This is a genomic window from Lacisediminihabitans sp., assembly GCF_043726815.1.
In the GTDB taxonomy this organism is placed as follows: domain Bacteria; phylum Actinomycetota; class Actinomycetes; order Actinomycetales; family Microbacteriaceae; genus Lacisediminihabitans.
The window spans coordinates 21,023-43,868 of record NZ_JAYSJZ010000006.1; the positions used below are offsets into that span (position 1 = coordinate 21,023).

26 protein-coding genes are annotated in these 22,846 nt (G+C 70.3%); 7 read left to right on the top strand and 19 right to left on the bottom strand.

The features are described from left to right. Positions 1 to 344: 344 nt before the first annotated feature. Positions 345 to 1,043 (bottom strand): LysR family substrate-binding domain-containing protein, encoded by a 699-nt coding sequence (locus ACHZD8_RS00900; RefSeq protein WP_394768204.1) that lies wholly within the window; start codon positions 1,041 to 1,043, stop codon positions 345 to 347. 28 nt (positions 1,044 to 1,071) lie between these two features. Here ACHZD8_RS00900 and ACHZD8_RS00905 point away from each other — a divergent pair, with 28 nt between their 5' ends. Next, positions 1,072 to 1,530 (top strand): DUF5997 family protein, encoded by a 459-nt coding sequence (locus tag ACHZD8_RS00905; protein ID WP_394768205.1) that lies wholly within the window; start codon positions 1,072 to 1,074, stop codon positions 1,528 to 1,530. Here the strand turns inward: ACHZD8_RS00905 and ACHZD8_RS00910 are convergent. The 5 genes from ACHZD8_RS00910 to ACHZD8_RS00930 all read right to left on the bottom strand — a co-directional run bounded on the left by ACHZD8_RS00910 (position 1,527) and on the right by ACHZD8_RS00930 (position 6,069). Next, on the bottom strand, positions 1,527 to 1,889 hold the full coding sequence (locus tag ACHZD8_RS00910; RefSeq protein ID WP_394768206.1) for a hypothetical protein: 363 nt from the start codon (positions 1,887 to 1,889) through the stop codon (positions 1,527 to 1,529). The two genes, ACHZD8_RS00905 and ACHZD8_RS00910, sit on opposite strands and share 4 nt — an antisense overlap. A 197-nt stretch (positions 1,890 to 2,086) precedes the next feature. After that, positions 2,087 to 3,115 carry a sugar phosphate isomerase/epimerase family protein gene (locus ACHZD8_RS00915; protein WP_394768207.1) on the bottom strand — a complete coding sequence of 343 codons (1,029 nt, stop codon included), beginning with the start codon at positions 3,113 to 3,115 and terminating at the stop codon, positions 2,087 to 2,089. Next, the gene (locus ACHZD8_RS00920) at positions 3,112 to 4,209 is read right to left on the bottom strand and encodes a Gfo/Idh/MocA family protein (protein ID WP_394768209.1); all 1,098 of its coding nucleotides are present in this window, start codon (positions 4,207 to 4,209) and stop codon (positions 3,112 to 3,114) included. The genes ACHZD8_RS00915 and ACHZD8_RS00920 overlap by 4 nt, the downstream gene beginning before the upstream one ends. A 10-nt stretch (positions 4,210 to 4,219) precedes the next feature. Beyond that, positions 4,220 to 5,326, bottom strand: a complete 1,107-nt coding sequence (locus ACHZD8_RS00925) for a Gfo/Idh/MocA family protein (RefSeq protein ID WP_394768210.1) — start codon at positions 5,324 to 5,326, stop codon at positions 4,220 to 4,222. Then, positions 5,323 to 6,069, bottom strand: a complete 747-nt coding sequence (locus ACHZD8_RS00930) for a sugar phosphate isomerase/epimerase family protein (protein WP_394768211.1) — start codon at positions 6,067 to 6,069, stop codon at positions 5,323 to 5,325. The genes ACHZD8_RS00925 and ACHZD8_RS00930 overlap by 4 nt, the downstream gene beginning before the upstream one ends. Before the next feature lie 163 nt (positions 6,070 to 6,232). Here ACHZD8_RS00930 and ACHZD8_RS00935 point away from each other — a divergent pair, with 163 nt between their 5' ends. Next, positions 6,233 to 7,420, top strand: a complete 1,188-nt coding sequence (locus tag ACHZD8_RS00935; RefSeq protein ID WP_394768212.1) for an ROK family protein — start codon at positions 6,233 to 6,235, stop codon at positions 7,418 to 7,420. Between the two features lie 302 nt (positions 7,421 to 7,722). On the opposite strand, the gene ACHZD8_RS00940 is transcribed toward ACHZD8_RS00935, so the two are convergent. Beyond that, positions 7,723 to 8,937 (bottom strand): trans-sulfuration enzyme family protein, encoded by a 1,215-nt coding sequence (locus ACHZD8_RS00940; protein WP_394768213.1) that lies wholly within the window; start codon positions 8,935 to 8,937, stop codon positions 7,723 to 7,725. A 50-nt stretch (positions 8,938 to 8,987) separates the two neighbouring features. Further along, complete coding sequence (locus tag ACHZD8_RS00945; RefSeq protein ID WP_394768214.1) at positions 8,988 to 9,467, bottom strand: PPOX class F420-dependent oxidoreductase; 480 nt, start codon at positions 9,465 to 9,467, stop codon at positions 8,988 to 8,990. A 135-nt stretch (positions 9,468 to 9,602) separates the two neighbouring features. Between ACHZD8_RS00945 and lhgO the strand changes: the two genes are divergently transcribed. Together lhgO and ACHZD8_RS00955 are read left to right on the top strand one after the other, a co-directional pair. Further along, positions 9,603 to 10,838: an L-2-hydroxyglutarate oxidase gene (lhgO, locus tag ACHZD8_RS00950; protein WP_394768215.1), complete on the top strand. Its 1,236-nt coding sequence runs from the start codon at positions 9,603 to 9,605 to the stop codon at positions 10,836 to 10,838. Next, positions 10,835 to 11,659, top strand: a complete 825-nt coding sequence (locus ACHZD8_RS00955) for an MBL fold metallo-hydrolase (protein WP_394768216.1) — start codon at positions 10,835 to 10,837, stop codon at positions 11,657 to 11,659. The genes lhgO and ACHZD8_RS00955 overlap by 4 nt, the downstream gene beginning before the upstream one ends. Positions 11,660 to 11,667: 8 nt before the next feature. Here the strand turns inward: ACHZD8_RS00955 and pdxH are convergent, their stop codons facing one another. The 5 genes from pdxH to ACHZD8_RS00980 form a co-directional block, all read right to left on the bottom strand. Continuing rightward, the gene (pdxH, locus tag ACHZD8_RS00960) at positions 11,668 to 12,312 is read right to left on the bottom strand and encodes a pyridoxamine 5'-phosphate oxidase (protein ID WP_394768217.1); all 645 of its coding nucleotides are present in this window, start codon (positions 12,310 to 12,312) and stop codon (positions 11,668 to 11,670) included. 211 nt (positions 12,313 to 12,523) lie between these two features. Next, positions 12,524 to 12,862, bottom strand: a complete 339-nt coding sequence (locus ACHZD8_RS00965) for a hypothetical protein (protein ID WP_394768219.1) — start codon at positions 12,860 to 12,862, stop codon at positions 12,524 to 12,526. A 129-nt stretch (positions 12,863 to 12,991) separates the two neighbouring features. Further along, complete coding sequence (locus ACHZD8_RS00970; RefSeq protein WP_394768220.1) at positions 12,992 to 13,699, bottom strand: spermidine synthase; 708 nt, start codon at positions 13,697 to 13,699, stop codon at positions 12,992 to 12,994. Positions 13,700 to 13,839: 140 nt separating this feature from the next. Beyond that, the gene (locus tag ACHZD8_RS00975; RefSeq protein WP_394768221.1) at positions 13,840 to 14,982 is read right to left on the bottom strand and encodes a glycosyltransferase; all 1,143 of its coding nucleotides are present in this window, start codon (positions 14,980 to 14,982) and stop codon (positions 13,840 to 13,842) included. Position 14,983: 1 nt separating this feature from the next. Beyond that, positions 14,984 to 15,565: a TetR/AcrR family transcriptional regulator gene (locus tag ACHZD8_RS00980; protein WP_394768222.1), complete on the bottom strand. Its 582-nt coding sequence runs from the start codon at positions 15,563 to 15,565 to the stop codon at positions 14,984 to 14,986. A gap of 82 nt (positions 15,566 to 15,647) precedes the next feature. On the opposite strand from ACHZD8_RS00980, the gene ACHZD8_RS00985 reads away from it, so the two are divergent. From ACHZD8_RS00985 to ACHZD8_RS00995, 3 genes are read left to right on the top strand one after another with little or no spacing between them, the layout of a single operon-like run. Then, positions 15,648 to 16,178, top strand: coding sequence for a SixA phosphatase family protein (locus ACHZD8_RS00985; protein ID WP_394768223.1), 531 nt, complete (start codon positions 15,648 to 15,650; stop codon positions 16,176 to 16,178). Then, positions 16,178 to 16,417: a cupin domain-containing protein gene (locus ACHZD8_RS00990; RefSeq protein ID WP_394768224.1), complete on the top strand. Its 240-nt coding sequence runs from the start codon at positions 16,178 to 16,180 to the stop codon at positions 16,415 to 16,417. The genes ACHZD8_RS00985 and ACHZD8_RS00990 overlap by 1 nt, the downstream gene beginning before the upstream one ends. Beyond that, the gene (locus tag ACHZD8_RS00995) at positions 16,414 to 16,977 is read left to right on the top strand and encodes a DUF2306 domain-containing protein (RefSeq protein WP_394768225.1); all 564 of its coding nucleotides are present in this window, start codon (positions 16,414 to 16,416) and stop codon (positions 16,975 to 16,977) included. The genes ACHZD8_RS00990 and ACHZD8_RS00995 overlap by 4 nt, the downstream gene beginning before the upstream one ends. 41 nt (positions 16,978 to 17,018) lie before the next feature. Here the strand turns inward: ACHZD8_RS00995 and ACHZD8_RS01000 are convergent, their stop codons facing one another. The 6 genes from ACHZD8_RS01000 to ACHZD8_RS01025 all read right to left on the bottom strand — a co-directional run bounded on the left by ACHZD8_RS01000 (position 17,019) and on the right by ACHZD8_RS01025 (position 22,710). Beyond that, positions 17,019 to 17,426 carry a hypothetical protein gene (locus tag ACHZD8_RS01000; RefSeq protein ID WP_394768226.1) on the bottom strand — a complete coding sequence of 136 codons (408 nt, stop codon included), beginning with the start codon at positions 17,424 to 17,426 and terminating at the stop codon, positions 17,019 to 17,021. A 47-nt stretch (positions 17,427 to 17,473) separates the two neighbouring features. Continuing rightward, the gene (locus ACHZD8_RS01005) at positions 17,474 to 17,740 is read right to left on the bottom strand and encodes an SAP domain-containing protein (protein WP_394768227.1); all 267 of its coding nucleotides are present in this window, start codon (positions 17,738 to 17,740) and stop codon (positions 17,474 to 17,476) included. 181 nt (positions 17,741 to 17,921) lie between these two features. Next, positions 17,922 to 19,535 (bottom strand): phospholipase D family protein, encoded by a 1,614-nt coding sequence (locus ACHZD8_RS01010; RefSeq protein ID WP_394768228.1) that lies wholly within the window; start codon positions 19,533 to 19,535, stop codon positions 17,922 to 17,924. A 60-nt stretch (positions 19,536 to 19,595) separates the two neighbouring features. Next, entirely contained in the window at positions 19,596 to 20,327 is a 732-nt protein-coding gene (locus ACHZD8_RS01015; RefSeq protein ID WP_394768229.1) for a glycosyltransferase, read from the bottom strand. After that, positions 20,324 to 21,664 (bottom strand): PIG-L family deacetylase, encoded by a 1,341-nt coding sequence (locus tag ACHZD8_RS01020; RefSeq protein ID WP_394768231.1) that lies wholly within the window; start codon positions 21,662 to 21,664, stop codon positions 20,324 to 20,326. The genes ACHZD8_RS01015 and ACHZD8_RS01020 overlap by 4 nt, the downstream gene beginning before the upstream one ends. Beyond that, a complete protein-coding gene (locus ACHZD8_RS01025; protein ID WP_394768233.1) occupies positions 21,658 to 22,710 on the bottom strand; it encodes an acyl-CoA dehydrogenase in 1,053 nt (350 codons plus the stop codon). Before ACHZD8_RS01025 ends, ACHZD8_RS01020 begins: the two co-directional genes overlap by 7 nt. Between the last annotated feature and the right edge of the window lie 136 nt (positions 22,711 to 22,846).

Here is a 22,846-nt window from a genome sequence, read left to right on the forward strand (position 1 = left end):
CCTGGCGCCCCGCCCACTTCCGAAATCCATGCATTTCTTCGGCCCACTCGGCGTGTTGGCACCACCGAGCGGCGTGTCCGGCAGGAATGCATGGATTTCGGAAGGGGTGGGACGGATGTTCCGGCTGAGAGGCCCGTGGGCGCGGCACCACCTGGACCGTCATCGCGTCGCAGAGAAACCGCACCCCGCCGACCCTGACTCCCCAGCCAGTTCCGAAATCCATGCATCTCTTCGGCCCACTCGGCGTGTTGGCTCCACCGAGCGGCGTGTCTGGCAGGAATGCATGGATTTCGGAAGTGGGCGGAAGGGAGCCGGGCGGCGGGGTACGGCGGCGGATGCCGGGCTCAGCGGCCGGACCGGCGCCGGCGGTTCGCGGCCGCACGGGCCTGGGCCTGCGACTGCTGTTTGGGGCGGGGCTTGGCCTCGCGCGGCGGCTTCGGCTCGGCCGGCGGCGTCGGCGTAGCCCGGGAGCTCGCGGCGGTGCGGCCGCGCACGATTCCCACGAACTCCTCCACCCGCTCGGTCGTGTTGGCCGCGAGCCAGGCGATCGCGATGCGCGTCTCCGGCGCGTCGACCACGGGGCGGGCGACCACGTCCTTGCGACCGTGCATCCGCGCGATCGATTGGGGCAGGATCACCACTCCTCCGCCGGCAGCCACGAGCTCGACCGCGTCCCCCGGCGAGAGGGTCGGCGGAGTGATGGTCTCCTCCGCGAGGTCGGCGAGGGTCACGGTCTCGAACAGCGAGACGGGGTGATCCTTCGGCACGACGACGACGGCCACCTCGGAGTAGAGGGGAATCACGCTCAGGTCGGTGCCGTCCACCGGAAACCGCACGAAACTCACGTCGGCCCGGCCCTCGTGCAGAACCTCCGCCTGCTCGGCGGTTCCCCCGGGAAGGAAGGCGAGCGGGATGCCCGGCCGGCGGTCTTCCCACGCCGACGTCCAGCGGGTGAGGGTCACCCCGGCGACGAACGCGATGGTGAACGGCGCGACATCCTCGTTCACGGTCATCCCCTCGCTGAGTCCACGCGCTGATGGCACGGGAGGCCTCTCAGGCTACGCTGACCTGATGACCTCCGCGCAATCCAACCAGACCATGAAGCCGGCCACGGCGGCCCAGAAGCTGGGCATCTACCTTCCGGCGACCCCCGAGTCGTTCCAGCAGTCGACAGTGTCCAGGGCCGAACTGAACGAACTGATCGCCAACCCTCCGGTCTGGCTCGTCGAGCTGCGCAAGACCGGCCCACACCCGCGGCCCGAGGTCGCCCGCAAACTCGGCGTGTCGATTGCCGGGCTCGCCCGTGGCGAGGTGACCGAGCCGCTCACAACCGAGGAGATCAGCGCCCTGCTCAAGCAGCCCCCGGCCTGGCTCGTGCGCGAGCGCGCCGTGCACGCCGAGGTGCAGGACGAGAACGCCCGGGTGAAGTCGCTGCACGCGCACCAGCGGCTGCTCGCCGAGAACCGGAGCGCGGCGGAGAAGAAGGACGCGAAGTCCCAGGACGGATCGCGGGACAAGCGCTCGCGCTAGCGGCGGGCCGCCAGGCCTTCCGCGTCGTCCAGGTTCTGGATGAGATTGCCGTGCCGCCACCACAGCGCGGGGAACACGAGCACGGCCGGCAGCGCCGTGAACACGCCGATTCCCGGCAGGAACGCGAGTGCCACCGAGTACAACGTGAGCGCGACGGCGAGCGGCCAGTAGCGTCCCAGCGTCGCGATGACGCCGGCGAGAACGAAGAAGCCGACGACGACGCAGGCGTTGACGATCATCCCCTGCTCCGTGGTCGGCGACGGTCCGCCGATCGACAGCAGCAGCGAAAACACCCAGACCTCGAGTGCGTGGCCCACCACCACGAGCGCCATTGCGACGTTTACCGCGAGCCGGCTCATTCGCCGCTCGCCCGTCGAAAGGGTGTTCAACCGCATGCGGCACAGTCCGCGTCCCGCGCATCCGGCACGCGGCACAGCGAACCGCGATCTCCGTCGATGCCCATGAAACAAACCTGACAGGTTCTCGCGTGCAGCGATAGCCCCCGTGCAAGGGGACCTCCCCGACCCCTCCCTCGCGATTCCGCCGCGTGTGCGGCTCAGTCCTGGTTGCTGAACGCGGCGTCGAAGGATGCCGTCGGCAGGTCCCAGAGCAGCGACCGGATGAAGCCGATGGCCTCCTTCGCGCCGTGCAGCCGGTCCATGCCGGCATCCTCCCACTCGATCGAGATCGGGCCGCTGTAGCCGATCGACTCGAGGGCGCGGAACGCGTCCTCCCACGGCACGTCCCCGTGCCCGGTGGAGACGAAGTCCCAGCCGCGTCGCGGGTCGCCCCACGGCAGGTGCGAGCCGAGCACCCCGGCCCGGCCGTTCTTCGGGCGCAGGCGGGTGTCCTTGCAGTCCACGTGGTAGATGCGGTCCTTGAAGTCCACGATGAAGCCGACCGGGTCGATGTCCTGCCACATCATGTGGGACGGATCCCAGTTAATCCCGAACGCCTCCCGGTGCCCGATCGCCTCGAGCGACCGCACCGTGGACCAGTAGTCGTAGGCGATCTCCGACGGGTGCACCTCGTGCGCGAACCGCACGCCCTCGTCGTCGAACACGTCGAGGATGGGGTTCCAGCGATCGGCGAAGTCCTGGTAGCCCGCGTCGATCACCGAGGCCGGCACCGGGGGAAACTGGGCGACGTATGGCCAGATCTTCGAGCCGGTGAATCCCACCACGGTGTCCACGCCGAGCTTGCGGGCGACCGTGGCCGTGAGCTTCAGCTCCTCCGCTGCCCGCTGCCGCACTCCCTCCGCCTCGCCGTCGCCCCACACGCGGGAGCCGACGATCGCCTGGTGCCGGAAGTCGATCGGGTCGTCGCACACCGCCTGGCCCTTGAGGTGGTTCGAGATCGCGAACACCTTCAGCCCGTAGCGATCGAGCAGGTCGAGACGGCCCTGCAGGTATGCCGGGTCCTCGGCGGCGCGCCAGACGTCCAGGTGCTCGCCGGAGCACGCGATCTCGAGGCCGTCGTAGCCCCAGCCGGCGGCGAGCTTCGCCACCTCTTCGAGCGGCAGATCCGCCCACTGGCCGGTGAACAGGGTCACCGGATGCGTTGACGAGACTGGCGTTTCGGTCATGGGTTCGTTCCTTCGATGTCGATCCAGCTGGAGGTGTGCGCCGACTCGAGCACGGCGTCCGTGAGCGTCACCGCTCGGAGGCCGTCCTCGAAGGTGGGGAGGCCGTCGCGCGACTCCCCGCCGATCGCGGCGTAGGTGTCGGCGACGAATGCCGAGAAGGCGTCCTGGTAGCCGAGCGGATGCCCGGGCGGCAGCACGGCGAGGCGCTCGGCGTCCGCGCTCAGCCCCGGCTGGCGGGTGAGCAGTTGCGACCCGGCCTGCCTGCCGAGCCAGAGCACCTCGGGGTTCTCCTGATCGAACGCGATCGACTCCTCGCTGCCGTGGAACTCCACGTGCAGGCGGTTCTTGCGCCCGGGAGCGACCTGGGAGACCAGGAGGGTGCCGAGCGCGCCGGCCCGGGTGGTGAAGAGCACCGCGGCAAGATCCTCGGTGGTCACCGGGCGCGATGACCGCTCGTCGAACACCGTGCGGGTGATCGCCTGCAGGCGAGTTATCCGGTCACCGGTGACGAACTCGACGAGGTCGCACAGGTGCGATCCGATGTCGGCGAACGCGCGAGAGGGGCCGCCGAGGGACTCGTCGACCCGCCAGTTGTCGTCGCTCGCCGCCAGCAGCCAGTCCTGCAGGTATGAGCCCTGGATGCTGAGCAGGCTGCCGGCCTCGCCCGCGGCGACCCGGGCGCGGGCCTCGCGCACCATCGGGTGGAACCGGTAGACGAAGGGAACCGTGGCCGTGACCCCGGCCTCCTCGGCCGCCGTCGCGAGCAGTGCGGCGTGCGCGGTGGAGGTGGTCAGCGGCTTTTCGCACACGACGTGCTTGCCCGCCTTCACCGCGCCCAGGGCGAGGTCGAAGTGGGTGGCGTTGGGCGTGACGATGTGCACAACGTCGATGGTCTGGTCGGCCAGCAGCGCATCGGCTGACGGATAGGCGCGCTCGAAGCCGAGCAGGTCGGCCGCCCGCTCCGACGAGGCGGCGCTGGAGGAGACGATGCCGACGAGCGAGGCGCGGGCCGCCCGCGCCGCGCGGCTGTGCACGGCGGCCATGAAGCCGCCGCCGCCGAAGCCGACGCGGAGCGGGGCGGACGCGGAAGTCACTGGCGATCGCTCACAGGGTGGCGACCGTCGGGTTCCAGTCGGCCGGCACGAGGGAGGCCTTCTCGAAGCTGCTCTCCACCGTCACCGTCTCGCCGCGCTCCGCCGACTCGGCGATGGACACCATGACGTCGAGCACGTGGAACCCCTGCGCCCCGGACGCGCGCTCCGGTCCACCGGAGCGGATGGCCTGCGCGAGTTCGGCGACGCCGGTACCCCGGCTGGCGAAGGAGCCGGTGGCCGGCACGGCACGGCCGTCGTTATCCGTTCCGTCGAAGATGACCGAGTCGCCGTTGAACGTGTTCGGGTCCGGAAACTGGATCGTCGCCTTCGTGCCCGAGACCTCGACGAATCCCGCCCGCGAGCGGTGCGATTCGAAGCTGAAGATCGTCTGCGCCGAGCCACCGTTCTCGAACTCGATGAGCGCGCCGTGGTGCGACGGCACCGTGACGGGGAACTCGGTGCCGGCACGCGGGCCGGAGCCGATCACCCGCACGGGGCGCGAGGTGGAACCCACCGCGGTGACGCGGCGCACCGGTCCGAAGACCTGCACCAGCGTGGTGAGGTAGTACGGGCCGATGTCGAAGAGCGGCCCGCCGCCCGTCTGGAAGAGGAACTCCGGGTTCGGATGCCACGACTCCGGTCCGGGCGACTGCATGAGCGCCAGGGCCGTGAGCGGCGTTCCGACCGTACCGTCGGCGATGAGGCGGAGCGCGCTCTGCAGCCCGGCGCCCAGGAAGGTGTCCGGCGCGGTGGCGACGCGAAGGCCGAGCCGCTCCGCCTCGTCGAGCAGACGACGGCCGCTCTCCCGGTCGAGGGCGAACGGCTTCTCGGTCCACACGTTCTTGCCGGCCGCGAGCGCGGCGAGAGCCACATCCACGTGGTTGGCGGGCAGGGTGAGGTTGACGACGATCTCGATGTCGGGGTGGGCGAGCAGCTCGGCGACAGTGCCGCTGGCCGCGACGCCGTACTTCTCCGCCTGCGCCCTGGCCCGGTCGAGGTCGATGTCCGCGACGAAGAGCACCTCGAGGTCGGGGAACGTGGTGAGGTTGTCGAGGTATTCGCTGCTGATGACGCCGGCGCCGATGACGCCGACTCCGACGCGGCCGGTGCGGGTCATGCCTGCACCCCGTTCGCGGTGAGGTAGGCGAAGCTGTCCCGCAGGGCGTCGAAGACGTCGCCGGCGAAACCGTCGAGCTCCACGACCCGCAGCGCCTGAGGTGCCGCGGCGAGGATCGCCGGGATGTCGAGGCGGCCCGAGCCGACCGCGACCTGATCCTGGTCGTCCTGGGTGACAGCGCCATCCTTCACGTGGATCAGCTGCACGCGATCGCCGAGCCTGGTGAGCAGCTCGGCGGCGGAGACTCCGCCGACCTCTGCCCAGTAGGTGTCAACCTCGAGGATCACGGCCGGGTCGAGCAGGTCAGCGAAGACCTCGAGCGCGGGGGTGCCGTCGATGCGGTTCTCGGTCTCCCACCAGTGGTTGTGGTAGCCGATGGTGAGGCCGTGGTCGGCGCCCTTGAGCGCGATGGCGTTGAGCTGGGTCGCCGACGCGGCGACGTCCTCACGACTGCTCCAAAGGCTGCGGTCGATGTGCGGGTCGATGAGCGTCGTCACGCCGATCTTCGTGGCCGCGGCGAAGATGCCGTCGAGGTTCGCACCGAGCAGGCTGCCATGCGCGGAGGGGGCGCTGAGGCCCGCCGCGGGCAGGAGCTCGCTGTACTGGTCGGCCAGGTCGACGAATCCGAAGAGTTCGACGTTGGTATAGCCGAGGTCGGCGACGCGGCGAAGCGTGCCGGGGAGATCCGCGGCGAGGGCATCGCGCACGGAGTAGAGCTGCACGGAAAGTTGGCTTGTAGACACGTGGTCTCCTCGTTGAGTTCATTCGGCTCGCGGTGCGTGGTTGGATACGCCCCGAGCACGCCTGTCGAGTGTACGACCGACTTGTGTCGAAAATCAAACAAAAGTCGGATGTTTGTCAGCCGTATCCATTCTGTCCATCGACGGGGTGTGCTTTACTTGCGAAATGGTCGCCCCGAAGAAGCCAGTACCCGCCGGGCTGTCCGGGGCGAGCGAACTCTTCCAGCTTCTGCGCGACGGCAGGCCGAGGACTCGGGCCGAACTGGCCGACACCACCGGCCTGGCCCGTTCCACCGTCGGCCTGCGTCTCGACGCCCTGCTCGAACTCGGTCTGATCCGCCCGATCGGCGAGGGCGCGTCGAGCGGCGGGCGGCCGCCCTCCCAGTTCGCCCTCGATCCCTCCGCCCGGGTCGTGGTGGGGGCCGACCTCGGCGCCACCCACGCGACCATCGCCGTTGCCGACCTGAGCGGCGCCATCCTGCTCACCCATCGCGAGGCGCTCGCCATCGCCGACGGGCCGGAGAAGGTGCTCACCTGGGTCGTCGACGAGACCCGCAGCCTGCTGGCCGAGGCGGGCCGCTCGCCCGCCGACCTGCTCGCCGTGGGAGTGGGCCTGCCCGGGCCGGTCGAGCACGACACCGGCCGACCAGTGAACCCGCCCATCATGCCGGGCTGGGACGGCTTCGACGTACCCGGCTGGATCTTCGACGCGCTCGGGGTGCCCGCACTCGTGGACAACGACGTCAACATCATGGCGATCGGGGAACAGTCCCGGTCGTTCCCCGAGGTCTCCGACCTGCTCTTCGTCAAGGTCGCGACGGGAATCGGTTCCGGCATCATCTCCGGCGGTCTCCTCCAGCGCGGCGCGCAGGGCTCCGCCGGCGACATCGGCCACGTGCGGATCGAGCGGGGCAAGGGCGTGGCCTGTCACTGCGGAAACTTCGGCTGCCTCGAGGCCATGGCCTCTGGCCCCGCCATCGCCAGGCAGGTGCGCGCCGAGGGGGCGGATGTCGAGACCATGGCCGACGTGATCGACCTTCTGCGTCGCAACGACCTGCGCGCGATCCGTGCGGTGCGGCAGGCCGGGCGCGACATCGGTGAGGTGCTCACCACCTGCGTGAGCCTCGTCAACCCCTCCGTGATCGTTCTCGGCGGTTCGGTCACGCGGGCGGGCGAACACCTGCTCGCCGGCGTGCGGGAGGTCGTGTACCAGAGCTCCACCCCGCTCGCCACCGAACACCTCTCGATCGTGCAGTCCCGCACGGCGGAGAACGCGGCCGTGATCGGGGCGTGCATCCTTGCGCTGCAGTTCGCGCTCTCGCCCCAGGCGATCGAGCGGATGTCCGCGCGCTGAGGTTGTCGCGCCGGCGGTTCGCGGCGCTGCTGCTCGCCGCGCGGTTCTCGCCGCGACGGTTCACGGCGCGACGGTTCACGGCGCGATGGTTCACGGCGGGATGCCCTCTCGGCGGGAGACGTTACCCCGCGGCGGGAGACGTTCGCGGCCCGGGCTGCTCGCGGACGGAGAAATGGCCTCGCGGCGGGGGGCCCGCGTCCCTCCGCCGCGCAGTATCTCCGCCGCAGCGGGTGATTTCCCCCGCCGCGAGACCGGGGCCCGCGACAACCCTCGCCGCGACACCGCGCCGAAACCGGTGACCGTTACGCGAAGGTGTCGTCGAGCGCGGCGGAGAGGTCGGCGATGAGGTCGTCCACGTCCTCCAGCCCCACCGAGAACCGCAGGTGGCCGAACTCGCGGAACTCGGCCGGGTAGGCGGGCACGCGGGGGCCGGAGTTGTCCACGTGCACGATCAGGGACTCGTCGTGGCCGAGCGACACGGCGGAGGTGATCACCCGCAGGTTCGAGACGAACCGGTTCTGTGCGGCCTTGTCACCCTTCACCGCGAAGGCCATCATGCCGCCGAATCCGTTCGGCAACTGCCGCACCGCGGTGTCGTGCTGCGGATGCGACGCCAGTCCCGGGTAGGCCACGTACGCCACGCGGTCGTCGCCGGCCAGGAACTCGGCGATCGCGAGGGCCGACTCGCAGTGCTGCCTCATCCGCAGCGGGAGGGTGACCGAGCCACGCATGATGAGCCAGGCGTTGAACGGGCTGATGACGCCGCCGACATCGACCATGGCGTCCAGTTTGATGCGCCGGATGAGCTCCGCGCTGCCGATCACCGCCCCGCCGATCGCGTCCCCGTGCCCGTTGATGTACTTGGTGAGCGAGTGCACCACGAGGTCAACGCCGTGCTCGAGCGGCCGGAACAGCGGCGGCGGGGTGAAGGTGTTGTCGATCGAGACGAGCGCGCCCGCCTCGTGGGCGATGCGCGCGACAGCGGCGACATCCGTGACCTTCGTGGTGGGGTTGGCGACCGTCTCGATGTGCACGAGCCTGGTCTCCGGCCTCACGGCTGCGCGCACCGCGTCGAGGTCCGCGGCGTCGACGAAGGTGGCGCGGATGCCGTACTTCTGCGGCAACAGCTCGCTGAAGAGGCGGAAGACGGCCTCGTACGTGACGTCGGCCACCACCACGTGGTCCCCGGCCTTGAGCACGGTGAAGAAGATGGCGTGCAGGGCGGCCACTCCGCTCGCGAGCGCCACGGCATCCTCCCCCCGCTCCAGCGCGGCGAGCTTGCGCTGCAGCCCGAGCTGGTTGGTGCCGCTGTTGCGGGTGTAGAGCGGAACATCCGTTCCCGACCAGCTGAGCGTCGACGGGTCGTCGGGCAGCGCGTACGAATTGGCCATCACGATGGGGGTGCGCAGGGCGCCGCTGCCCGCGTCGATCTCGTTGCCCGCGTGCACCGACTGGGTGCCGAAGGCGAGGGAGGCCGGGTCGTGCTTGTCCGGGCGGGGACGGGATGAGGGGCTCATCCCTCCAACCTATGCCGCGGGGAGACCCGGCGCGCCCGTGTGACGGCCGACTACCGCTCGTCGAGGCGAGCGGCGACGTCCGCGGGGAAGCCGCCGGTGCAGATCGGGCTCCACCGGGTGGGCGTGATGCGGATCAGAGACTTGTCCTGGAGGGCCATCGCGTCGCGGTACTCCTGCCAGTCCGGATGCTCGCCGGCAATGCAGCGGAAGTAGTCGACGAGGCCGTCGGCGGCCTCGGGCATGTGCAGAACCTCGGCGTCGCCGTCCACCTGGATCCAGCCGCCGTCCCAGTCGTCGGAGAGCACGAGCACCGAGGCCCGGGTGTCCCGCTCGGCGTTACGCGTCTTCGCCCTGGCCGGGTAGGACGAGATGACGATCCGGCCCTCGGAGTCGACTCCTCCCGAGACCGGCGAGATCTGCGGGCGACCGTCCGTGCGGGCTGTCGCGAGCAGCATGCGGTGCCGGGGACGCACGAAGTCGAGCATCCCGGAGCGGTCGACGACGGTGTTGGTTGCGATGCTTCTAGCCATGCGCCCAAGGCTAAGGGAGCAGGCTGGCAGCGCACGGATTCGAGACCGCTACCCTGAACCGGCGATCTCGTGTGAAAATCTCAACACGAGTCGCGACACCCGAAGCGCGGCACGAGCGATCGAGACGAGGCTTTAGTGAACGACAGTGCAACCCAGCCCGAGCCGTCCGAGCGCGTCGACGTCGTCGTCGTCGGTGGCGGCATCATCGGACTCGCCACGGCGTGGCAGATGCTCACCCGGCGACCGGGGTTGCAGCTGGTGGTGGTGGATGCCGAACCCACGATCGCCGCCCACCAGACGAGCCACAACTCCGGCGTCGTGCACGCCGGCATCTACTACGCTCCCGGTTCTCTCAAGGCGAGCCTGTGCAGCCGCGGCCGCGGCCTGCTCAAGGAGTTCTGCGCGGAGCACGGCATTCCGATCGACCACAACGGAAAGCTGGTGGTGGCCAAGTCGGAGAGCGAGCTGGACGGCTTGGCGAACCTCTTCGATCGGGCCTCGCAGAACGGGGTGCCCGGGTTGCGGCGGGTCGATCGGGCGGAGTTGCGGCGCATCGAGCCGGTCGCCGACGGGGTGGCCGCCATCCATTCTCCCGACACCGCCGTGGTGAATTTCGCCGAGGTCGCGCGCACTCTGGCGACGGAGATCCAGCGGCTCGGCGGCAGCATCCGCACCTCCTGGCCGGTGAGCCGGGTGCGCAGCGTGGCCGACGGCAGCACCGTCGACGGCCCGGGCGGGCAGGCCATCCAGGGTCGCATCACCATCGTCTGCGGTGGGTTGCAGGCCGATCGCCTCGCGGGCGACGTGGCGCGCGACGTGCGGATCCTGCCGTTCCGAGGCACCTGGTACCGCGTCACCGGGGAGATTGCCGACGGGGTGCGCGGAAGCATCTACCCGGTGCCGGACCCGAGCCTGCCGTTCCTCGGGGTTCATGTCACGCGGCGAATCGACGGGGAGGTCTGGGCCGGGCCGAACGCCTTCCTCGCCTTCAGCCGGCACGACTACAAGCAGTGGGCCGTCGACCCGCGGGACGCGGTCTCCTCCCTCGGCTACGCCGGCTTCTGGAAGTTCGCGGTGAAGAACCTGCCGACCGCCTGGACGGAGTTCTCGCATGAGGTGTCGGCGAGGGCGTATGCGGCCTCGCTGAAGGAGTACGTGCCAGACGTGCTTCCGGGCAACCTCGAGCGCGGGCCGATGGGCATCCGAGCGCAGGCGATGAACGCGCAGGGCCAGCTTCTCGACGACTTCCTCGTGCGCGAGGCCGACAACGTGCTGCACGTCCTCAACGCGCCGTCCCCCGCCGCCACCTCCTCGTTCGCCATCGGTGAGTACCTCGCCGACGCGGTGGACCGAATGCGAACCACGACATGACCCAATGGATCTGCTCCACCTGCGCCGTCGAATACCCGGACACCGAGGCACCTCCCGCCCTGTGCGCGATCTGCACCGACGAGCGCCAGTTCGTGCCGCGCACGGGGCAGGCCTGGACCTCGCTCGAGGAGATGAGTGACTCCGGCTTCGAGCTCGAGGTGCATCAGGTGGAGCCCGACCTGTACGGCATCCGATCCGCCCCGCCGATCGGGCTCGGACAGCAGTCCCTGCTTCTCTGCACCGAGGAGGGCAACCTGCTGTGGGACCCGACCGGATTCGTGGATGAGGCGAGCACCCAGCTCGTGCGGGACTTGGGCGGGGCATCCATCATCGTGGCCAGTCATCCGCACATGTACGGCGCCCAGGTCGCGTGGTCGCGCGCCCTCGGCAACGTGCCGGTCATGGTGGCCGAGGCCGATCGGTCCTGGGTGCAGCGACCAGACCCGTCGATCATCCACTTCTCCGGAGACCTCGAGGTGCTGCCGGGGGTCACGATCAGCACGGTGGGAGGGCACTTCCCCGGCAGTCTCGTCGCGCGCTGGGCGCGCGGGGCGAGCGGTCGCGGCGTCCTGCTCGCCGGTGACACGATCTTCCCGGGCCCGGACGGCAACTGGGTCACCTTCATGCGCAGCTTCGCCAACACCATCCCGCTCTCCGCGGCGGTCGTCGACCGTGTCACGAACGCAGTGAACCGCGTTCCGTTCGACCGCCTCTACGGCAACTTCGGCGGAGTGATCCCGGCCGGTGCGAGCGAGGTCGTGCGGCGCTCGGCCGACCGCTACATGGGCTGGGTGCGGGGCGACTTCGACCACCTCACCTGAGGGCCCGCCTAAGGCTGCAGGCGCTCGAGGGTCCAGCCGTCCGCGGCGGCGCCCGTCGAGGTGAAGCGAAGCCGGTCGTGGAATCGCGCGCTTCTGCCCTGCCAGAACTCGATGCTGCGCGGGGTCACGCGAAACGCGCCCCACTTCTCCGGGCGCGGGATCTCGCTGCCCTCCGGATACCGCTCGAGAAGGTCGCGCATCCGCTGCTCGAGCAGATCGCGCGACGCGATCGGCTCCGACTGGTCGCTTGCGATCGAGGCCAGCTTCGACTCGCGCGGCCTCGCATCGAAGTAGGCGTCGGACACACCGGGCTCGGCGGGGCGCGCGTAGCCCGAGACGATCACCTGCCGCCGCAGCGAGTACCACGGGAACAGCAGCGAGACGGCCGGATTGGCGAGCAACGCGCGGCCCTTGCTCGACCGGTAGTTGGTGACGAAATCGAAGCCGCTCGCGCCGAACCCCTTGAGCAGCACCGTTCGGCTGCTGGGCCGCTCCCCCTCGACCGTGCTCACGACCATCGCGTTGGGTTCGTAGATCTCGGCCTCCTCGGCCGCCCGAAGCCAGTCGCCGAACACGGCGATGGGGTCCGATCCGAGGTCCGCCGCGGAGAGCGGGGTCGAGCCGTAGTCTGTGTGCCGCTCGAGCGATGACATGACGTTCCTCCTGGCCAGACGGATGCGTGCCGCCAGTCTTTCACGCGAACCGGGGAGCCGCGCGGCGCGGCCGGGCTGCACACCCCGTGCGACCCCTCGCGGCGGGAGTCCTGCGTCCCTCCGGCGGGGAAACCGCATCGCGGAGGGAGGCGTGTTCCCCGCCACCACGCGGTATCCCCGCCGCGACGGGGGGGCTGGGGGCTGGAGCGCTCTAGCCGGCGAGCGGCTCGGCCACGGCCTCGAGCGTCGGCTCGACGGGAAGTTCGTCTGGCCTGGCGACCCGGCGTCCGGCGGACGGGGAGTTCTCCACCGCCCCGAGGCCGAGCTCGAGCAGCTGGGCCTCTGTCCAGCCCGCCGCGATCGCGGCGTGCCGAGCGGTATCCACCGCGGTGATGGTGGCCTCGAGCGCGCTCAGGCGCACGGCGAGCTGGTGCACGAGGTCCATCCGGTGAGCCATCTCGGACTCGATGATGGCCTTCGCGGCCACCGCCGCGTCGCTCGGGTCGAAGGTATGGCGGGAAAGGTAGTGAACCTGTGCTTCGGGTCGCATCGGTCTTCCTTGTCTTTCAGACCCTCCATCCAAGAAGGGTCTCTCTACCCCTAAAGATGGTACATTCGGCGCCGCCAGCCCAGTCCCCAGTAGGGGGGACGCGTTTTGTACCCCGATTGGCCCGCCCGGTCAGCCGGCGTGCCGCGCGACGTAAACGGTGTTCGAGGAGGTGCCGCCGGTGAGCCGGTTGTCGAAGTCGACGATGTGCGCCACCGGCGAGGGGAACATCGAGGCGAGGATCGTCATGAACTCGTCGTCCGGCGGGTCGTCCGACCAGAGCGCGAAGACGCCGCCGTCGCGCAGGTGGCGCGCGAGCGCGCGCAGCCCAGGGGCCGTGTACAGGTCGGCGTGGCTCGGGTCCAGCTGGTGGCGAGGCGAGTGGTCGACGTCGAGCAGGATGGCGTCGTAGCGCGGGGAGTCCGGCGCGAGGTCGCGGCGCATGAGGTCGAAGAAGTCGTCGCGCACGAGGCTCGTCCTCGAATCTCCGACGAGCGACTCCGAGACGGGGAGCAGGCCCCGCCGGTGCCAGTCGATCACGGCCGGCAGGGCGTCGATCACGGTGAGGGTGCCCACGCGGGAATCGGCCAGCGCGGCCACGGCGGTGTAGCCGAGTCCGAGGCCGCCGACCAGCACATCCAGCCGTTCACCCTCGACGGCGGCGAGGCCGAGGTGGGCGAGTTCCTCCTCCGCGACGGTGAACAGGCTCGACATGAGGAACTCCTCGCCGAGCTTCACCTCGAACACATCCACGTCGAGAGTCGGTTCACGGCGTCTGCGGAGCGTGAGGTCGCCCATCGCGGTCGGCTGGAAGTCCAGTTCTTCGAAACGCATGCTCATCGGGTTGCCCGGGGCTCTCCCCCGGCTGACGGTCCGGGATGCAGGTCTGGTGGTCGCCCGGGGCGAAGACGCGTCGGGGCAACCACCATGTTCCCAGACTCCGACGCCGAGGCCGAGCGCCGCAGCGCTCCCGCGATGGGTCAGTCGCGTTCGAGCGGAAGGGCGCCGATCGCCGGACCTGGGGCGGCCGCGGCCCGAAGAAGCAGGTCCGCAGCGACCCGGGCGCCGCCCGCCGCCCGCAACCGGGCGCCGATCACGGCAGCCGCTTCGGCGTATCCCTCCGTGGCCAGCAGGGTCGTTACCGCTCGCCGGATGTCGCCCGGCGACGCGGTCCGGCTGAGGCGAATGCACGCCCCGGCATCCACGACCGCGCGGGCGATCATCGGCTGGTCGATCAGGGGGTGCATCGGCATGATGATCAGGGGAAGGTCGTGCGCGAGCGCGGCCATGGTTGTCGAGTGGCCGCCGTGGCCGATCACCGCCGACACCCTCGGCAGGATCGCGTCGTGGGGCGCGAATGCCAGCACCTCGACATTCGCCGGCGCCCACAGCGCGTCGGGACTCACTGCCGGTCCGGTCGTGACGATCGCTCTTACCGGGAGCTCCGCGAGGGCGGCCAGGATGTGGCGGTAGGCGTCGTCCTGCCCGGGGAACCAGGTGGTGCTCAGGCTCACCAGCACGAGAGGCGGTTCGGCGGGATCGGCGACTCGGCGCGCACCCGTCTCGACGACCCCGCTCCACAGCCGCGTCGGGGTCTCGGTATCGCCGGCCGGGTCGAGCATTCGGTCGCAGACGACCAGCTCGAGGTCCGCCCTCGCCCAGAGTGCGCGGGCATCGAGCCCTCTCAGTCTGGCGAGTCCGCCCACCGGACCCCTCATCCACTCCCTGTTCCAGAACCGGTAGAAGGTATGGAAGAGCACGGCATGCCGAAGACCGCTGGCGCCGGCAGCCTCGAGTACGGAGAGGAGCATGCAGTCCACGACGACCAGATCCGCCGGGCTTTCCGTGACGAGGTCGATGAGGTCCCGACCGAGTCCGGCATGAGTGCTGAGGCGCAGCAGGTCGGCGATGGCGCGGGGAACCGACTTGGCCCTGGTGGGCTCCCAGCGCGGCATCCGCGAGTACGCGGTGAATTCGAACCCGGCGGCCTCAAGCGAGGCGCGCTGGGGCTCGTGCCCGAGGATGCGCACGCGGTGGCCCCGCGCGATGAGCTCGCGCCCGATCGCGACCACCGGGGGCACGTTTCCGCCCGCGTCCACGGTCGCAAAGAGAAAACTGGACATGTCAGATCCCCTCCAGGATGTTGCCGATCAGGCGAAGCATTCGCGCCTCGGCCTCCGGTCGACCGAGGCGCCTGTCCCGGCGCCACAGCTTCCAGGTGTAGACGTCGCTGGCGGCGACGAGCAGGTCGACGGATGCGTCACGGTCGCCGTCCTGAGCCAGGAAGGGGGCAAAGGCCCCCTCGACCCATTCGCGGTGGAGCCGGCGCCCGGCCGACGTGATCTCGGCGGCGCGGGGCTCCCAGCGCTCCTGGCCGAGAAGAAGCAGTACGCCGTCTCCGCGCAGCTCGTAGTGGTCGAAGAGCGTGCCGACCGCCGCCGCGACATCACCGGGCACCACGTCGCGCTCGGCGCGCACGCTCGCCATCGCGGACTCCGTCGCGGCGTCGAGCAGGCCGTCGCGGCTGCCGAACAACCGGAGCACCGTCTGCACGGACACCCCAGCCCTCGTCGCGACGTCGGGCAGCACCAGGGCGTTGATCGGCTTCTCGTTGGCGAGTTCGATCGCCGCCGCCATGATGCGGTCCCTCGTCTGCGCGGCGGCATCAGCGCGGGCTCGCATCTCATAGGGTCGTGTGCTTTTCATGTCACTTGCTATTAACGCCAAATTTGCGCACCGTGTCAAGACCGTCGCCCAGAAATCGCGCCGACGGTGGCACACTGGCGGAATGGCGAAGCATCCCGAGCACATCCTCATCCTGCTGCGGCACGCCAAGTCCGACTGGACGGGCGGCGAAGCGGATGTCGACCGGCCGCTGAGCGGGCGCGGGCTGCGGCAGGCTCCGCTCGCCGGTCGCTGGCTGGCAGAGCAGTGGGTGGCGGACGGCATCCGCCGCATCGATCTCGCCGTCGTCTCGCCGGCCCGGCGAGCTCGGCAGACCTGGAATCTCGTGTGCGCGGAGCTCGACGACGAACCGGCCACCCTCATCGACGAGCGTGCATACGCGGCCTCCGCCGACGAACTGCTCGGGATCGTGCGCGGCCTGCCCGAGGATGCCGGCACCGCCGTGTTGGTCGGCCACAATCCGGGAATGGAGGACCTCGCCTCCCTGCTCGCGGACGAACAGGTGCCCCTGCCCACCTCCGCGATCGCCGTGCTGGCCCTCCCCGGGCCGTGGTCGACGGCCGGGCAGTCGCCCGCGAGGCTCGTGGCATCGGGTCGGCCGCCGACAGGGATCGATGCGCCGACGCGGCACTGATGGGGCCCGCCGCGGACCGGCAGCCCGAACCGCGAACCCACACGGGCTACGAGTGGATCTACGTGCTCTCTGGGCGACTCCGGCTGATTCTCGGTGAGCACGACGTGGTGCTCGGAGCGGGCGAGGCCGCGGAATGTTCGGAAAGCAGGGCGAGCGGATCCACCTGCGCGCACGATCCACCCCGGCGGAATCGAGCTAGGCGACACCGTCGCGCCGGCCCCCGCGACTCACCGAGGTGACGGGCCGAGCCGGGATCACCGCGGAAAACGCGCGGTTCCTCGACTCCCCCGTCGCCGTGGTCACGCACATCGTGAGCGCCACCGTCTTCAGCCTGATCGGCGCGTTCCAGTTCGTTCCCGCCCTGCGCCGACGGGGCGGCTGGCACCGCATCGCGGGACTCGTGCTCATCCCCGCAGGGCTGCTCGCCGCCCTCTCGGGGCTGTGGATGGCGGTCTTCTACCCGCACCCGCCCGGGGACGGCCTCGCGCTCGTGGTGCTGCGCCTCATCTTCGGCACCGCCATGGTGGCGAGCATCGTCCTCGGAATCCGCGCGGTCCGGCGTCGGGACTTCGTGCGGCACGGCGAGTGGATGACCCGCGCCTACGCGATCGGGGTCGGGGCCGGAACCCAGGCCATCGTGCTCATCCCGGAATCGTTAGGCTTCGGCTCCACCAATGAGCTCTTTCGAGCCGTGTTCATGGGGGCGGCCTGGGTGATCAACCTGGCGGTTGCCGAGCTCGTGATCCGTGGGGGTGCCCGGTCCGGTCGCACCTCACGCCCGACGGCGGGCCGGAGATGAGCACGTCGGCATCGCGCGGTCGGGCGTCGCGCAGACCCGACTCAGTCGATGGGCGGCCGGGTGCCTTCCTGACCGTCGACGACCGCTTCGCGAGCGGGGGCAACCCCGTCCCGCCGGGACACGTCAGGGTCGATGCGGTCCGCCTCGTCGAGCCGCTCGACGGCGTGCTCCCGGGCGGCCCTCGCCTCCTCGTCCCGGGCAGCGGCCTCTCGCCGCAGACGCTCGGCATCGACCTCCGCCTGCTTCGCGTCGGCGGCGGCCCGTGCGGCCTTCGCGTCGACCTCACGGGCCGCGAGCACGTCTTCTTCTGCGCCCTGCCGGATCTCGGTCGCCCTGACCCGATTGGCTTCGACCCTTCTCCGTCGCGCGACGGCCATTCCGATCACGACGAGTGCGATGACGACGACAACTGCAATGACGATGATTCCGGTGGTGAGTGCTGCATCCATGGTGTGCCTCTTCCTTTGTCTTAGTGAGCCGCTGTCGCGGCGGGCGCCTAGTGGTCGCGCAAGGCGTCGATGAGTTGCGCCTTCGTCTTGCCCGAATACCCGCGCAGCCCGAGCTCCCTTGCCCGAACCTTCAGGTCGGCGACCGTCCAGTCGTCGTACGAACCGGACTCGCCGCCCTTCCTGGCGACCTCGGAGATGCCGCGGGCGGCCGCCGCGTTGGAGATGCGGGCAGCCTTCTCCTTCGAGGCGCCATCCCTTCGGAGCTCCTCGTAGAGTTTTGGATTCTTCAGACTGTCCGCGCGGGATCGTGGCATGGTCTGTCCCTTCGGTGTCGATCAGGGGCTCCCGTCGGTGCGAAGCCCCGTTACGCCGGCCGCTCGTTCGACCGGGCAACCCACACAGTCAATCTCGGCCGAAGTGCCGATTCCAGTGGTTGACAAACGCGAGATCGGGGTGTCGCGACGCAGAAACGGTCCCCATTCCCGCCGGGGGAGGCTAGAACTGGGCCGTTCCGCGCAGCCGACGGGGGCGGCCGTCCGGGTCGAGGATGAGTCGGTTGACCGGGGCCGCCCAGAGCCGTTGGAGGGGCGTGAGGGGTTCCGGGGTATGCCGACGAACGCGTCCGGTGGGTCGGGGGCCGCGGCGGCCGCTGTCGTGCCAGTGGTCGAGAGCGTCGGCACTGGCCTTCCAGAGCGCGAGCCCGTCCGCCGGGTCCAGGAGTTGGTGATCGTCGGCGTCGAGGCCCAGGTGTTCGGCCCAGAGCCCGAGGCGCAGGTCGCGGGCCAGCCGGCGGGGAGTGTCGTGACCGGTCTCGGTGCCGGGCGGTTCGCCGTCGGCGGCAGTGCTGTCGAGCACGGCGCAGGTGAGTTCGCTGTCGGTGGTCCAGGATCGGCGGTTGAAATTGTCCGAGCCGCAGGTGATCCAGGTGTCGTCGACGATGCAGATCTTGGCGTGGACATAGATCGGGGTTCCGGCGTCGTTCTCCAGGTCGAACACGCCGACCCGGTCTGGCGCGACCCGGCGAAGCATTCCGATGGCGCGCAGCTGCCCGATTCGGCTGGGCGGCCCGCCGAGGGGACCATCGGAGCTGGGGTAGCGGGGCACGACGGCGATCACGTTCAGCTCGGGGTTTGCTTGGAGCGCCTCGGCGAGCGCGGACGCGACCTCCGTCGACCACAGGTACTGGTCTTCGATGTAGATCAGCGAGCGCGCGCGGGCGAAGGCCTTCGCGTAGGCCCTCGCGACGCTGCGCTCCCCGAACGGCGCGAACGGGAACGGCGGGCGTTTCACCCCGTAGGTGCGCAGCAACTGCACGGCGTGCGGGCCCGCGGGTGGTGGCGGCGGCGCGGTTTCGGGGAGCGGCCTGGGGTGCCGGGGCATGCGGGCTAGACGCTGCTGCAGCATCCGGTAGGGAGTTCGTCGGTCCAGGGGATGGGGATCGTTCCATCGTTCGGCGAATACCGCCAGGAGGTCGGCCACCACGGGACCGCGCAGTTCGAGGGCGGCATCGTGCCACGGTGGGCGTGGGCCGTAGCGAGGGTCCATGGCCAGCGCCTGCGGGTCGCCCGCATGGTCGGCGTCGTCCCGACGGCTGTGGCAGAGGTCGATCCCGCCGACGAACGCGATGTCCCGTGACGGATCGTCGCGACGCCGGATGACGAAGAATTTCTGGTGATGAGAGCCGAACAGGCGCACGCGCTGGTCCAGCAGCACCTCGCCGCCCGCCTCGTTGATCTCTCGGCCCAGGAGCTCGTTGGAGCGGCCGCTGATGGGCGACGACACCCGCTCGCCGTGGGACCTCCAGACGAGGCCCCGCACCTCCACGCCACGGCGGGCCAGGCCCGCGAGCAGATCGCCGATCGACGGGCCGTTCGGCAGCAGTCGTTCGTCGGCGTCGCCGCGCCAGTCGGTGAACCAGACGCGGTCTCCCGGCTGCAGCGCAGTCAGCTCCTCGTACAGCCGGGCGAAGTAGGTCGCTCCATGGATCAGGGGCTTCACGAGGTTGCCCTCGGACCACGACAGCGTGCCGGCGCCACCCGAGTGCACCTCGGTGGCGAGATTTCCGCGCTCGGCCCGACTCAGGAACCACCCACCAGGATCAATGCCCACCCGAGGCACATTACGGCACCGGCAGACCGGTGATCGAGTAGACGAGGGAAGTGATCGTGCTCAGCCGGTCAGATCCTCATACAGCGCGGCGCTCCGCAGCAGTCCGTCGTGCAGGTACGCCCCGTAGCCCCCGGCGACCCGATTGGACTTTCGGCCCGAGGTCTCGACGTCGATGTCGAGCGAACTGCAGACCGCGGCGAACACCGCGCGGAAGCGGGCCACCAGGCCGACGTCCTCGTGCAGCCCCTCGGAGCTGAATCCGCCGGCGAGGAGATAGCTGCTCGCTCGAAAGCCGAGGTTCGCGCCGTGAACATGCCCGGCGGGACTTCGATGCCGGCGCACCCGGTGCCAGGCATCGGCGAGATCCTTCGTCAGGTCGGTCATCACCGGGGACACGGTGCCGACCACGACATCCGCTCCCGCGTTCGCCAGTCGCACCTGCTCCACGAGCCACTGGGGAGGCACGGCGGAGTCGGCGTCGGTGTTTGCGATCCAGGCCGCCTCGCTGGCAACACCCATGCGCGCGAGGGCGGAGGCCACCCCCACCGACCGCGCCACCCCCACGGAGCCGGCATCGATCTCGATGATCTCCACTGACCCGAAGCACGACACGAGATCGCGGGTGTCGTCACTGCAGCTGTCGAGCACGACGACGATGCGCACCGTCGGCGGGGAGGGCGCGTGCTCAGACCGCAATTGATCGACGGCGCGGTGCACCGAGTGCAGGCACCGGGAGATCAGCGCGGACTCATTCCGAGCCGGGATCACCACCGAGAGCGCCTCGATCGTCACGGTGCGAGCCCCTCCCGTTGCGCGACCGAGGCTCCGTCGTGGCTGTAGAGCTCGAGCAGGAAGTCGGCCTCGTCGTGACGCACCGTGCGGGTCAGCGTGGTGGTGCCCCGCATGATCTCGTGCACCTCGTCCCCGAGCAGCGGGTAGTCCGACACGGGATGACGCCAATGGCAGAGCACCACGGTGCCTCCCGGCTCGAGGTGGGCGGCGACGGAGGCGAACAGGTCGACGAGGTCGCGACGAGACAGGTAGTAGCCGACCTCGCTGACCACGATGAGGTCGAACTGGCCGGGCGGGAATTCCCTGGTGACGTCGATCTTGGCGAAGGAGACGTGCCGCAGCCCGCGGAGTCGCTCCCGCGCGGCGTCGAGGGCGCCGTCGGCGAGATCCACGGCGAGCAGGGCGTCGCAGCGTGACGCGAGTTCGAGCGTGAGCGTGCCGATCGAGCATCCGATCTCCAGGCCGTGTCGATACCGCGGTGCCGGAAGGGATGCCACGGTGATGGCTCGCTTTCGGGTCTCGTACCAGCGGGTGGAGAGTCGCCACGGGTCGGCGCGACGGGCATACAGGTCATCGAAGTACCCGGCGCCGATCGACGCGCGCCGCGAGTCGATCAGCACCTCGACCGGGCGCCGAAAGTGCCGCAGGAAGTCGGGGCGGAGCATCGCCGGCCGGTCCGCGGTCGGCTCGACCTGCGAGCGGAATTCGTCGATCGCGCGGCGTTTGCGGCCTACGGCGGCCTCGGAGAGCTCCACCGCGGTCATCCGCGGCCAGGGGATGCCCTCGGCCTCGGGAGTACCCCAGTGCCACATCCAGATCGGGTACTCCACGAAGTCCAGACCGACCTCGGTTGCCACGTCGACGGCAACTTCGCCGACCACCCGATGGTCCCGGTGACCGTCTCCCCGCCACGGCACCACCGCCAAGGATCCGGCGGCTGCGCCGGCCAGAGCGGGGCGTAGGAGTGTCCGAAGCCGTTCGCGATGCGCCGGCGTCTGCCCGTCCGGAAGGTCGAGAAGCACCAGGTGCGCGGAGGGGTTGAGGATCTGGAGTGCGGAGCGGATCTCCGCGGCCCGGTCCCGCCGGAGGCCGACCGCGAGTTCGGGAGCGAGCGACGCCGCACCGTCCGTGGCCACGATCACCGTGACGGGAATGCGACGGTCGTTCGCGAGGGCGATGAGCCCGCCGACGCCGAGGGTCTCGTCATCGGGGTGCGCGGCGACCACCACGAGGGCCGTGACATCCGTGAGCTCGAGGGGCGGCAGGGACTGCAGGCGAGGATCGTCACCCCACACCTCCACGCCGGTTCCCGCCTCCGCGGCGTCGAAGGTCACCATGGCACGACCCCGCGGGAGAGAAGCGCGGACCCCAGCGAGGCCTGATCGCGCTCGGCGTGATGCTGTCGGATGTAGAGCTGCAGGTCTGCGACCCGCTTGGCGTGCACCGGGTCGAGGGCCAGCGGCGCCGGGCCGAGGGCGTGCCCGGAGCGAAGCAGGATCTCCTCGCAGGCCCGCGCCACCGTGGCTCGCACTCGCTTGGCCAGGATCGATGTGGCCTCTCTCGTCGGGGCCGCCTCGTCGTCGGCGATTCGGGCGGCCTCGCCCAGGGCGAGCCTGGCGCCGTCGATCAGCTCGTCCACCGCCCCGAGGTGAGCGAGTTGCAGGGGGCTCGGATCGCCAGAGGCGAGTGCGTCGAACAGCGATCTGGCGACCCCGACGGCTCCGCCGAACCAGCAGGCCGCGACGCCGATGCCACCCCAGGCGAAACCGACCCGCTGCAGATACCACCCGGGGGGTCCCACCGGCTCGGCGGGAACCGCCGAGAAGTGCACCGGTCCGCTCGGGATCTCCGCGAGCCCGCGGGCGTGCCACGCTCCCGGCTGCACCGTGATGCCCGGATGGCGAAGATCGATGGCGAAGAGTTGGCCGGTGCCGTCCGGGCGCGACGCCGTCACGAGCGCGCGGTCGATCCTGTCGGCCAGGGAGCACCAGGGCTTGGTGCCCCGCAGGCTCCAGCCCGACTCCGTGAGGGTGGCCGTCAGCCGATCGGCGCCGCCCTCCGCGGCGAACACGCCCCAGACCGCCGTCGAATCGGGCGGGGTGTCGAAGCCGTTCTCCCTCGCGTCGCGGAGGATGGACCGCGCATCGACGTGAGGTTCGATCGCCCGGGCAGCCCCGAGGTCCGCGCAGGCCAGGGTGGCCAGCAACTCCCAGCGCTCCCGGGTGCGCCCGGCCGCAGGGTGGTCGGCCTGCGAGTCGTTGGACCGCGCGAAGTCGAGGGCGTCGGCCACCGTGAGCGGCGTCTCGAGGGTCACCGGCACGGAATCCGGCGCTCCGAGCCGCACCCATCGTGTGGCGAGACCCTCACGATTCAGTGCCTTCATGCGAGGTCTCCCGGGATGGTCGGACGGTCGTACCGTTCAAAATACTCGCCGAATCATTCTCCGGTAGGGGCTTGACGGGGCGCTGCCGCGGCCTTCCGGCTCGAACACTCGCCACCCCTTACACCTCTCTGTGGCG